The 11851-nt window shown below is 74.3% G+C and carries 10 protein-coding genes; all 10 read right to left on the minus strand.

Annotated features, from left to right (window positions below; all coding sequences use genetic code 11):
- Positions 1-26: 26 nt before the first annotated feature.
- The 10 genes from AB0I42_RS21970 to AB0I42_RS22015 all read right to left on the minus strand — a co-directional run bounded on the left by AB0I42_RS21970 (position 27) and on the right by AB0I42_RS22015 (position 11538).
- Positions 27-1622 (minus strand): O-antigen ligase family protein, encoded by a 1596-nt coding sequence (locus AB0I42_RS21970; protein ID WP_357539423.1) that lies wholly within the window; start codon positions 1620-1622, stop codon positions 27-29.
- 101 nt (positions 1623-1723) lie between these two features.
- A complete protein-coding gene (locus AB0I42_RS21975) occupies positions 1724-2983 on the minus strand; it encodes a glycosyltransferase family 4 protein (protein WP_357539425.1) in 1260 nt (419 codons plus the stop codon).
- 374 nt (positions 2984-3357) lie between these two features.
- The gene (locus tag AB0I42_RS21980) at positions 3358-4428 is read right to left on the minus strand and encodes a polyprenyl synthetase family protein (protein WP_357539427.1); all 1071 of its coding nucleotides are present in this window, start codon (positions 4426-4428) and stop codon (positions 3358-3360) included.
- Between the two features lie 4 nt (positions 4429-4432).
- On the minus strand, positions 4433-5836 hold the full coding sequence (locus tag AB0I42_RS21985; RefSeq protein WP_357539429.1) for a nucleotide pyrophosphatase/phosphodiesterase family protein: 1404 nt from the start codon (positions 5834-5836) through the stop codon (positions 4433-4435).
- Positions 5833-7008 carry a metabolite traffic protein EboE gene (eboE, locus tag AB0I42_RS21990; protein ID WP_357539431.1) on the minus strand — a complete coding sequence of 392 codons (1176 nt, stop codon included), beginning with the start codon at positions 7006-7008 and terminating at the stop codon, positions 5833-5835. The genes AB0I42_RS21985 and eboE overlap by 4 nt, the downstream gene beginning before the upstream one ends.
- On the minus strand, positions 7008-7859 hold the full coding sequence (locus AB0I42_RS21995) for a TatD family hydrolase (RefSeq protein ID WP_357539433.1): 852 nt from the start codon (positions 7857-7859) through the stop codon (positions 7008-7010). Before AB0I42_RS21995 ends, eboE begins: the two co-directional genes overlap by 1 nt.
- Positions 7859-8494, minus strand: a complete 636-nt coding sequence (locus AB0I42_RS22000; protein ID WP_357539435.1) for an EboA domain-containing protein — start codon at positions 8492-8494, stop codon at positions 7859-7861. The genes AB0I42_RS21995 and AB0I42_RS22000 overlap by 1 nt, the downstream gene beginning before the upstream one ends.
- Positions 8494-9453, minus strand: a complete 960-nt coding sequence (locus tag AB0I42_RS22005) for a sugar phosphate isomerase/epimerase family protein (protein WP_357539437.1) — start codon at positions 9451-9453, stop codon at positions 8494-8496. The genes AB0I42_RS22000 and AB0I42_RS22005 overlap by 1 nt, the downstream gene beginning before the upstream one ends.
- A gap of 70 nt (positions 9454-9523) precedes the next feature.
- Complete coding sequence (locus AB0I42_RS22010) at positions 9524-10393, minus strand: SCO3242 family prenyltransferase (protein WP_357539439.1); 870 nt, start codon at positions 10391-10393, stop codon at positions 9524-9526.
- Positions 10393-11538 carry an inositol-3-phosphate synthase gene (locus AB0I42_RS22015; RefSeq protein ID WP_357539441.1) on the minus strand — a complete coding sequence of 382 codons (1146 nt, stop codon included), beginning with the start codon at positions 11536-11538 and terminating at the stop codon, positions 10393-10395. Before AB0I42_RS22015 ends, AB0I42_RS22010 begins: the two co-directional genes overlap by 1 nt.
- Positions 11539-11851 lie beyond the last annotated feature (313 nt).

Below are 11851 nucleotides of genomic sequence, written 5' to 3' on the forward strand. Positions count from 1 at the left end.
TGCGCTCCCCACTCGGATGTGCGTTCTCAGGTTGACGTTCCGCCGCCGCGCCCGGCCAGCGCCGGTACGCCCGGACCGGTGGCCGGCGCGGCACCCGCCGGGGTACGGGCGACGGCGCTCGCCGCGGCGGCGAAGGCGAACAGGTACCACAGGGTGACCACGTTGGAGATGACGTTGGACGCGGCGCTCACCGCGACGAACGCCACGGCGCAGCCGGCGAAGCCGACCGCGATCCCCCGGTCGAGGCTGCCCGGGGGCGCCCGCCGCAGCGCCTGCCGGGCGGTGTGCAGGGTCAGCACGATCATGGCGAGATAGGCGAGCAGGCCGAGCACCCCGGTCTCGACGTACGCCCGCAGGAAGTCGTTGTGCGGCTTCTTCGCCTCGGCGGTCTCCCGCTGGGTCATGTTCGGGCCGATGCCGGTGACCGGGTTGCGGTTGGCCAGCGTGACGATGTCGGTCCAGTAGGCGACCCGCCATTCCAGCGTGTTGCCGGTCGGTCCGCCGCCGACCGACCGGGCCTGCGTGATCTGGGCGAACCGTTCGCCGACCGCCGGCAGCAGCGCCACCCCGGCGACGGCGACCACGACCAGCCCGACGAGCATCCTCCGGCTGCGGTGCAGTACGGCGACCACGACCAGCCCGATCGCGGCGCCGAGGATGGCGCTGCGGGTGTTGGTCAGCAGCAGGAAGCCGAGCGAGGCGGTGAGCAGCACGGTCAGCGCGACCCGCGACCGGCGGCCGAGGAAACGGTGGATGCCGAAGCCGAAGATGACCAGGAACATCAGGTAGCGGCCGAACGTGGTCGACTGGCTGAACGGCCCGCTGATCCGGGTGAAGCTGCCCTTGACCTCCGACGGCGGCTGGCCGGCGAGCGACATGACCACGGTGTAGCCCAGCGCCAGGACCAGCGAGGCGTAGCAGGCGAGCAGCACCCGGCGGGCCGCCCGGGTGTCCGGGATGAGCTGTTCGAGCACCACGAACATGACGACCACGGTCAGGATCCGCAGCGCCTCCAGCAGGCTGGCCGTCCGCTGGCCGGCGCCCAGGGCGCTGATGAGGCAGGTCGCGCCGACCAGCAGCATGGCCAGGCCGAGCGGGGAGCCGCGCAGCCGGCCGTTACGGCGAAGCTGGGCGGCGAGCCAGAGCCCGGCGGCGAGCAGGAAGAGGACCGCGAGCAGCGTGGACGGGTCCATCGCCCGGGTCGCTTCGCCGCCGCCGGCCCGGCCGGCCGTCGGGCCGCTGAGCTTGAACAGGTCGACGCAGGAGCGGACGGCGAGCATCAGCAGGACGTACGCGGCGAAGCGGGTGACCGCGAGCGCCGCCACCAGCAGCCCGGTGACCGCGGCCAGCGGCAGGACCACACCCATCCGGTCGCCGCCGGCCATGGACAGTCCGGCCACCACGGCGGTCGCCGCGGCGACCAGCGCGGCGAGCCCGGTCAGCACCGTGCCGGTCCGCCCGGGACGACCGGGGTCGCCGGACCGGCCGGCGCGGGCGGAGTGGCCCGTCCGGTCGACGCGGCCGGGGTCGGTGCCGGACGGGGCCGGGCGCGCCGGAGCAGCCCCGGACGGCGGATCACCGCCGGGCGCCCCCCGCAGGGCCTGCCGGTCGCCCTCGTTCATCGGCTCCACACCTGTCGTGCCACCAAAGCCGAATCAACCTATCCCGGCCGGGCTGCGTCCGATAATGGGCCGATATGCCGATCCTGCCCACTTCGAACGGGTCACCCGGCGGTGCCGGCTCCGGCCGCCGAACGGGTCGCGCGGCCCCGGCGGCGTACCGGGCGGGCGAGGTCGAGGTACAGCCGTTCGAGTTCGCGGGCGGCGCCGTCCCAGGTGTACTCGGCACGTACCCGGTCGCCCAGGTCGCGGGCGCCGACGCGTTCGGCCGCCGGGTCGGCCACCAGTCGGGTCAGCGCGGCGACCAGGCCCTCCTCGTCGCCGTCGGCGAAGAGCCGGCGGCCGGGGCCGTCGTGTTCGAGCACCTCGACGTGCGGCGCGATGTCGCTGGCGACGACCGGCAGGTCGTACGAGGCGGCCTCCAGCAGGGTCAACGGCAGCCCTTCCAGCCGGGACGGCTGCACGAAGGCGGCGGCGTTGCTGTACAGCTCGGCGAGCAGGTCGCCGTACGCGAACCCGGTGAACACCACGCGCGGGTCGCCGTCGGCCTCGGCGCGCAGCCGGGCGACGAAGTCGTCGGAGAACGACGAGCCGCCGACGATCGCCAATTTGAGGTCGGTCTGGATCCGGCGGAACGCCCGGACGAGCAGGTCGGCTGCCTTTTCCGGGACCAGTCGGCCGACCAGCAGCAGGTAACCGTCCGGCGTCAGTCCGAAACGGGCGGTGATCTGGCGGGCGGGTAGCCGGCGGCCGGCGGTCACCCCGTTGGCGATGTAGCGGGCGGAGGCGCCGAAGTGGGTGTCGTAGTGGGCGGCCAGGCCACGCGAGACGGTGACCCGTTCGTTGGGCACGTGCCCGCTGAACCAGTGCGCCGTGTCCAGCACCGTACGCGCCAGCCGGCCCCATTTCGCCCGCTGGTTGTCCAGGCCGTGCACGGTGAGCACCACCCGGGCCCGGGACAGGTAGCGCGGCAGCGGGGCGACCAGGCCGGGGCCGAGCCCGTGGTAGTGCACGATGTCCGGCCGGTCGCCGATGGCGGCGAGGGTGGAGGTGGTCGAGTGCACGATCGCGTCGAGGTGCTTGCTGGCGATCGTGCGGACCTGGCGCAGCCGGACGCCCCGGTAGGCGTCCATCGGCACCGAGCCATAGCTGGGCCGGCAGTAGACGGTCACCTCGTGGCCGAGACCGACCAGGCGGCTGGCCAACTCCTCGACGTGGCGTTCGATCCCGCCGTACGTCGCCGGCATGCCCTTCTGTCCGATCATCGCGATCCGCAGCGGGCGCCAGCCGGGGTCGGGCTCGGGCCGGGCCACCGGCTCGCGGGTGGACCGCTGGCGCGGTATCGGGCGCAGCGGTGATTCCATGCCATCCAGATGTGAAATGAGGGCTTGTCGATCGTATTGATCGAGATTGGCCGCGCCCAGATCGTGGATGACCACTGTGCCTCCCTTTGACGGGGCGTTTCGCCAGGACCGCGACAGTCCTGCGGCCGAGATCACCGTCCCCTGCGCAGGGACGCTAGGTCATGAACAAGTTGTTGCGCCAGACGTGCCGGACGAATGTCCATCACGCTGTGACCAAGTGCCGGAGACATCGATCGAACAGCGGCTCAGGGTCGTCGATAGCAGGGTTGTGCAGGTGTCGGAAACCGCCACTGACCTGCTCCGACATCCGTCGCAGCGGGTCGCGGCGAGAGCCTGGCGAAGACCGCGGTGAGCGGTCGTCCCGACCGTCACCGTCACCGCTGGCGGTCGACCACGGAGTGGGCCAACGCGGCCAGCGCGGCCCGTGCCTCGGCGGCCACCGGGGCGTCGGCGAGGGCCGCGAGCGCGGCGTCGCCGTACACCTTGATCATCTGCTCGATCCGGTCCAGCGCGCCCGTCTCGACGATGATCGTGCGCAATTCGGCCGCGCCCTCGGCGTCCAGTTGCGGGTTGCCGAACAGCACCCGCAGCCGGGCCGCCTGGGCCCGGTCGGCGCTGTCGCGGGCCAGTGCCATCATCACCGTCGGCTTGCCCTCCCGCAGATCGTCCAGTATGGACTTTCCGGTCACCGCCGGATCGCCGAAGACGCCGAGCACGTCGTCGCGCAACTGGAAGGCGTCACCGAGCGGGTCGCCGAACGCGGCGTACGCGTCGAGCAGTTCGGGGCCGGCGCCGGCCAGCCCCGCCCCGATCTGCAGCGGCCGGGTCACGGTGTAGCGGGCCGCCTTCATCCGGATCACCGTCAGCGCGCTGGCGACCGAGCCGTCCCCGACCCCGGACACCAGGTCCAGGTACTGGCCGGCGATCACCTCGGTCCGCATCGCGCAGTAGACGGCGTACCCGTCGTGGATCCGCTCGGCGGGCAGCCCCGACTCGTGGAACATCTGGTCGGCCCACGCGGCGCAGAGGTCGCCGCAGAGCAGTGCGGCGCTGCGGCCGTACGCGCCGGGGTCGCCCCGCCACGACAGCCGGGTGTGCAGGTCGGCGAAGAGCTGGTGCACCGACGGTTCGCCGCGCCGCTGGTCGCTGCCGTCCATGATGTCGTCGTGGATCAGCGCGAACGCGTGGAACAGTTCCAGCGCGGCCGCCGCCGACACGATCTCGGGCCGGTCGGGCTCGCCGGCCCCCCGCCAGCCCCAGTAGCAGAACAGCGGCCGCAGCCGCTTGCCGCCGGCCAGCACGAAACGGCGCAGGGTGTCGAACACCCCACGGGGCGCGCCGTCCGGCCAGTCCGCGTCCTGCCGGTCCAGGTAGCCGGCGAGCGCGAGGTCGCAGCGGGCCCGCAACTCGTCGAGGTCGGTGTCGCGCACCAGTTCGATCGTCATCGGGTCACCTCGTCCCCACCGCCGGTGGGTCGCCCAGCCCGGCCAGGTGCAGCAGCAGCCCCTTGACGTCGGTCGCGGCGAAGTGGTCCCGGGCGGCGGCCGGGTCGGAGCAGAGCAGCACCGGCCCGTCGAGCGGATCGGCGGGCAGTCGGCCGTGCGAGCCGCGGACCGCCCGCGCCCCGGCGTCCAGGCCGACCACGTTCATCAGGTAGCGCATGCCGGTCTTCTTGCGCAGCAGGGCGAGCGCGGCCCGGCCCTTCGCCGCGCCCGGATTGGCCGGGTCGAAGAACAGCTCGGCCGGGTCGTACCCGGGCTTGCGGTGGATCTCCACCAGCCGGGCGAAGTCCGGGGCCCGGGCGTCATCGAGCCAGTAGTAGTAGGTGAACCAGGCGTCCGGCTCGGCGACCAGGACCAGTTCGCCGGAGCGCTCGTGGTCCAGCCCGTACGTCTTCTGGCCGTCCCGGTCGAGCACCTCGGCGACCCCGGCCAGCCCGCCGAGCAGCTTCGCCACCACCGGTACGTCGGCCGGGTCGCGGACGTAGACGTGGGCCACCTGGTGGTCGACGACGGCGAACGCCCGCGACGTCCACGGGTCGAGGTATTCCATCCCGGCCTGGGTGTAGACCCGGAGCAGCCCCTCGGCGCGCAGCAGCCGGTTGACGTCGACCGGCCGGGACGCGTCGGTGATGCCGTACTCGGACAGCGCGACGACCGTGGCACCCCGGGCGGTCGCGGCGTCGAGCAGCGGGCCGACGGTCGCGTCGAGTTCGGCCGCGGCGGCCGCCGCCTGCGGCGCCGACGGGCCGAACCGTTGCAGGTCGTAGTCGAGGTGCGGCAGGTAGGCCAGGGTCAGGTCCGGCGAGTGGTCCGCCATGATCTGCATGGTCGCCTTGGTGATCCAGGCCGTCGAGGTGATGCCGGCGTTCGCGCCCCAGTAGCTGAAGAGCGGGAACGTGCCGAGCCGGCCGGTCAGCGCGTCGTGCAGTTCCGGCGGGTCGGTGTAGCAGTCCGGGTCCTTGCGGCCGTCGGCGTGGTAGACCGGGCGCGGGGTGACGGTCCAGTTGACGTCGGCGCCCATCGCGTACCACCAGCAGACGTTGGCGACCGTGTAGCCCGGCTCGACCCGGCGCGCGGCGTGCCAGAGCTTGTCGCCGCCGACCAGCGCGTTGTGCTGGCGCCACAGGAAGACCTCACCGAGGTCACGGAAGTACCAGCCGTTGCCGACGATCCCGTGCCCGGACGGCGGCTCGCCGGTCAGGAACGTCGACTGCACCGAGCAGGTGACGGCCGGCAGCACGGTGCCGAGCGAGGCCCGGAACCCCGCGTCGGCGACCGCCGACAGCCGGGGCATGTGGTCGAGTAACCGGGGCGTCAGGCCCACCACGTCGAGGACGAGCAGTGGCTTCACGCGGTCACCTCCTCGGATCTGGGGGTGTCGGACAGTGTGGAAAGGCCCAGCGCGAGCAGTTCGTCGCGGGCGAAGGCCAGCTCCGCGGCGATGCCGGCGGCGAGCTGGTCGGGGGTCCCGGGACGGTGCGCCGCCGGCAGCACCCCCCAGGTGTACGTCTCGACGTCGAGGTGGTCGCAGCCCGCCGCCGCCCCGCCGACCAGCTCGCGCAACGCCTCGCGCAGCACCGGCACGGTGGCGGTCAGCGGCGCCGCCGGGGCGGCGTGCAGCGGCACGTGGTAGTGCACCCGCCAGGGGCCCGGCAGGCCGACGTCCAGCGCCTCGTCGAGGTCGTCGGTGGCGCCACCGCCGGCACCACGGGTCTGGTGCAGGAAGCGCGGCTCGACGTAGTCGCGCAGCACGTCGGCGTGCCGGTCCGGCGTCGCCGCACCCAGCGCCGCCGACACCTGCACCTTGACCACCGGCAGGCCGGCGCCGCGCAGGGCGGCCAGCGCGGCGGCCGGCTCCTCCCAGGCGCAGGCGAGGTGGGCCAGGTCGACGCAGACCCCCAGCCACTCGGTGTCCACCGCGGACAGATGCCGTACGGCGTCGGCGGTGGTCTCCACCACGCAGCCCGGTTCGGGCTCGAACGCCACCCGGATGGTGCGTCCGGTGTCGGCGGCCAGCCCGGCCAGCCCGGCGGCGAGCGCGTCGAGGTTACGCGCGCAGGCGTCCGCCCGCCCGGTGTCCCACGGCTCGCGCCACGCCAGCGGCAGGGTCGAGATCGAGCCCCGGGCCGCGTCGTCGGGCAGCAGGTCGGCCAGCACCCGGGCCAGGTCCAGCGTGTACGCCAGCCGGTCCGGGGTCGTCCAGTCCGGGTGGTAGACGGCGTACTTCACCACCGGGTCCTGGAACGAGGCGTACGGGAAGCCGTTGAGCGTCACCACCTCCAGCCCGCGTACGTCGAGTTCGTGCCGCAGCCGGCGGCGCAGCCGGGGCTCGGCGGCCAGTTCGGCGGCGACCGGCGCGGCCAGCCACAGCCCGAGCCCGAGCAGGTCCGTGCCGAGCCGTTCGCGCACCGGCAGCGCGTACGTGTCGAGTTGGGCCACGATCCCGTCGAGGTCCTGCGCCGGGTGCACGTTCGTGCAGTATCCGAGATGGACGGTCTGGCCGTCGCCGTGCCGCAGCCTCATCAGCTTCCGCCGCGCTTGATGGAGCTGCCCTCGAAGGTGTCCGCGGCCGGACCGAGGTCGGACAGGTCGAGCCGCCCGGACTGGCCGTAGAACTCGACCGGGTTGCGCCACAGCACCTTGTCGACGTCGTCGTCGGTGAACCCGGCGGCGAGCATCGCCTCGCCGGTGGCCCGGGTCAGCAGCGGGTCGGAGTGCCCCCAGTCGGCGGCCGAGTTGACCAGCACCCGGTCCAGCCCGTGTTCCTTGAGGATCTCGACCATCCGCGGCGGCGACATCTTGGTCTCGGGATAGATCGAGAAGCCCATCCAGCAGCCGGCGTCGTGGACGGCCGCGACGGTGACCTCGTTGAGGTGGTCGACGACCACCCGCCCGGGCCCGATGCCGGACTCGGCGACGACGGCGAGGGTCCGTTCGGTGCCGCGCGCCTTGTCCCGGTGCGGGGTGTGCACCAGCGCCGGCAGCTCGTACTCGACGGCCAGGGCGAGCTGGGCGGCGAACGCCTCGTCCTCCTCCGGCGTCATCGAGTCGTAGCCGATCTCCCCCACCGCGACCACGCCGTCCTTGTCGAGGTAGCGCGGCAGCAGGTCGAGCACCGGCCGGCAACGGGGGTCGTTGGCCTCCTTGGGGTTCAGCGCGATCGTGGCGTGGTGCCGGATGCCGAACTGTCCGGCCCGGTACGGCTCCCAGCCGATCAGCGAGTCGAAGTAGTCGGCGAACGAGCCGGGGTTCGTACGCGGCTGGCCGAGCCAGAACGCCGGCTCGACGACCGCCCGGACCCCGGCGGCGGCCATCGCCCGGTAGTCGTCGGTGGTGCGCGACGTCATGTGGATGTGCGGGTCGAAGATACGCATCACGCCTCATTCCTTGCGTCGGTGCCGGCCGGGCCACCGGCGGGTGCGCCGGCGGTGAGCCGGGCCAGCAGGTCGACCGCGTCGGCGGCGACCTCGCGGCCGGCGGCCCGGCGCTCCTCGACCAGACCGCCGAGCATCACGGCCAGCTCGGCGTCGGCACGGGCGTCGAGGTCGTCCACGACCGCGAGGGGCAGCCCCATGAACACGCACTTCAGCACCGCCTGCCGCCACGCCGCCCGGTCCAGGTGCCGGGCGTACGGGCCGACGGCGGCGGCGACCAGCCGGGTGTCGTTGGTACGGATCGCGTCGTGCAGCAGCGGTACGGCGGCGGCACCGACCGGCAGCAGCGGCAGCGCCTTCAGCACGGCCCGCTTCTCGGCGGCGTCACCGAACCGGTAGAGGGTTTCGGCCCGCTCCGCGACCAGGTCGGCGGGGAGCGCGGCCAGCAGCAGCGCGCGGGCCGCCTCGTCGGCACTCCAGCCGGCGGTCAGCGGTGCCCGGCCGACCCGGCGGCCGGCGGCGGCGAACAGCCGCCCCACCGCGCCGGGCTCGCCGGCGGTCCGGTCCAGCGCCTCCGCCAGCCAGCCGCCGCCGGCCGTACCGGCGAGCGCGGACCGCAGGTCGTCGAGATCCATCACCGCTCTCCTTCCAGGGCCGCCGCGCCGGCCCGGACCGCCCTCGCCGGCCGGCCCCGGGCGGCGCCGGCGGTTTCGGCGGGCCGGCGCGGGATGCCGGCGGCGCGTTCGGCCCGGCGCAGAAACTCGATCGACCGGGTCGCGACCGCCGGCGCCGCGTGCGAGTGCCGGGGCAGTTCCACTGCGACCAGGCCGTGGTAGCCGGCGTCGGCCAGCGCCCCGAGCACCGGCGGGAAGTCGATCTCGCCAACGCCGAACTCCAGGTGCTCGTGCTCGCCCCGCCGCATGTCGTCGATCTGCACGTTCACCAGGTGGTCGGCGACGGCGGCGACGCAGTCCGGCACCGGGTCCGGCTCCAGGCACCGGCAGTGTCCGATGTCGAGGGTGATGCCGAAGGCGGCCGGATCGCCGAGGGCGGCGCGCAGGGCCCGCCAGCCGGCGATGTCCTCCACCAGCATCCCGGGCTCCGGCTCGAACCCCAGCGGTACGCCCGCCCCGGCCGCCACCTCCACCATCTGCCCGCAGCCGTCGACCAGCCGCTCCCAGGCCAACCGTTCGTCCACCTCGGACGGTCGCACGCCGGCCCAGAACGACACCGCCTCGGCGCCGAGGTCCGCGCCGATCGCCACCGCCCGGCGCAGGAACTGCAACCGCAGGTACCGGTCGTCGTGCAGCAGGGTCGGCGCGTGCTTGCGCCACGGGTCGAGCAGGTAGCGGGCGCCGGTCTCGATCACCACCGCGAGTTCGAGGTCGCGCAGCCGGTCGGCGACCTCGGCGACCTGCCGGGCGAGATCGGGCGCGAACGGGTCGAGATGGTCGTGGTCGAGGGTGAGCGCCACCCCGGCGTAGCCCAGGTCGGCGATGACGGCGAGGGCGTCGGGCAGCCGGTGGTTGGCGAACCCGTTCGTCCCGTACCCGAACCGCAACTGGCCGCCCGCCCCGAGTTCCTTGGCGGTCATGCCGCCCCCTCGCTCCGCTCGGTGACCGCACGACCAAGACTGAGCCTGACGATTCCCGCGCTCCGCTCGGTCATGTCGGTGACACCATTCGGGCCAGGCGGCGGCCGAGCGGGGCGGCGGCGGCCACGGCCAGCCCGGCCGTGGCGGCACCGGCGTGTGCGGTGAGCGCCCCCTGCAGGGCCGGCAGGCCGGTGATGCCGGCCCCGACCGCGGCCCGGATGCGGGTCGCCGACGGCTCGGCGGCGGCGCGGGCCTGGGCGCCGCCGTACTGGGCGGCGTACCAGGCGGCCAGGGCGGCCGGCACCGCGCGGCGCCACGCCGGCCGGCCGGGCCGGGCGCCGGCCGCGGCGGTCGCCGCCGCCAGGGCGGCGGTGCCGGCGAGCGTCGCCCTCGGCAGCCGGGGGTCGGCGCCACCGACCTCGCGCCGGGACAGTTCGGTGACCGTGTACGTGTGCGCGGCCACCGCGAGCGCCGCCGGCAGCGCCCTGGCCGGCCGGCCGGTGCTCGCGCCGAGCAGCACGTCGAGCCCGCGGCAGGCGGCCATCACCGCCGGCCCGGCCGCGGTGTTCTTGGCCCCCAGGTCGTACGCCCACACGGCGGCGGCCAGCGGCCCGGCGACGGCGAGCGCCCGCCGGCCACCGCCGAGCGCGGCGAGCCCGAGTCCGGCGGCGGTCAGCCCGGCGGCGATGCCCAGCGCGGCGGGCGCGGAGACCCGGCCGGACGGGATCGGGCGCTCGGGGCGCTCGATCGCGTCGAGGTCCCGGTCGGCCCAGTCGTTGCCGGCCATGCCGGCCCAGTAGAGGCAGACCGACGCGCCGGCCAGGACCGGGGTACGCGCGTCGAGGGTGCCGGCCGCGGCGGCCCCGGCCACCACGTCACCGGGTACGGACAGCGCGGCCGGGGCGCGTACCAGGTCGACGAGATCGCGCAGCAGTCCCATCAGTGCTCCCCTCCGGGCAGCGAGCCGACGAAGTCGGCGAGGATCCGCCACTGCTCGTCGAGCGAGTGGGCGGTGGCGTCGATCGGGTCCTTGAAGAAGAACCCGAGTTCGGGCAGTGGCCCGTGCCGGCCGGCGGCGTGCGCGGCGGCGGTCAGCCGGGCCAGGTCGAGCACCAGCGGGGCGGCCAGGGCCGAGTCGCAGCCGTGCCAGGTGAACTCCATCCGCATGGCGGTGCCGAGGAATCCGGAGAAGGTGATCAGGTCCCAGGCGGTCTTGAAGTCGCCGATGTCGTCGACGTACTCGATCCGGGTGGTGCCCTGCGGCTGGTAGCCGAGGGTCTCGCCGAGCACCCGCTGCTTGCTCGCGGTCTTGGCGGCGTTGGCGGCCGGCTCGGCGAGGTTGGCGCCGTCGCCGCCACCCAGCAGGTTGATGCCGGACCAGGTACGGACCCGCAGGTTGCGCAAGGCGAACATCGGGGCGAGCACCGACTTGACCAGCGTCTCGCCGGTCTTGCCGTCGTGCCCGGCGTACGGCACGCCGTGCCGGACCGCCAGCTCGTGCAGTGCCGGCAGGCGGGCCCCGGTCGACGGCGTGAAGTCCACATAGGAGCAGCCGGCGGTGAAGGCGGCGTACGCGGCCAGCGAGCTGGGCGGCAGCACCACGCCGGGACGGGCGAGCGCCTCTTCCAGCAGCACCGGGTCGGCGTGGGCCGGCAGCGGGGCGGGCGCCGGCTCGGTGGTGGAGACGTTGACGACCACCACCTCGTCGAGCCCGTGCCGGGACCGGAAGTCGGCCAGGTCGGCGGCGATCAGTGCGGCGGTGCCGGCCTGGGTGTCGGCGGTGGGCAGCGGCCGTACGTCGCCGTCGACGGTGACGAGTTCGTCGTGCAGTGCGTCGACGAGCCGGGCCGGCACGACACCGGCGGCGGCAAGGGCCTCGGCCTTCTTCAGCAGGGGCGTATCGGTGATCTCGTGTCCACCGAGGACGAGTTCGCCCAGGGCCGGCAGCGCCGGGCTGCGCAGCCCGGGCAGCTCGGTGACGCAGCCGGTGGGCTCGGCCAGGCCGGCGCGCAGCGCCAGCCAACCGACGATGCTGGTCGCCGCGACGGATCCGCGTGCTCCGATCAGCCAGACTCCCGTACGCATGTGGTTCTCCCTTGCCTTCGCCGATATGCAAACCGGTCCGGTGCCGCCCGACCGGGTGATTCCGGCCGGCCGGCCCGGCCGGGAGAATTGGGCCCTGTCCGCCCGACCGGATCGAGGTGGCACCACCGTGACCGCGTCGACGTCGGCGTCGTCGACGCTGCCGCGGGCTCGATCGGCCGGGCGGACAGGGCATCAGCAGGCAGGGTCGGTCGGCGTCGCGACCCTGCCTCCCCCGCAGTGCGTCTTCCCTGTGCCGGCTGCGCGGACCGGTCGCGTTGTCGCCCTTGCGCAGTACGCCCATGCCGCCCTGGCC

Origin of the sequence: Polymorphospora sp. NPDC050346 (assembly GCF_040655695.1) — a bacterium.
Lineage (GTDB): Bacteria > Actinomycetota > Actinomycetes > Mycobacteriales > Micromonosporaceae > Polymorphospora > Polymorphospora lycopeni.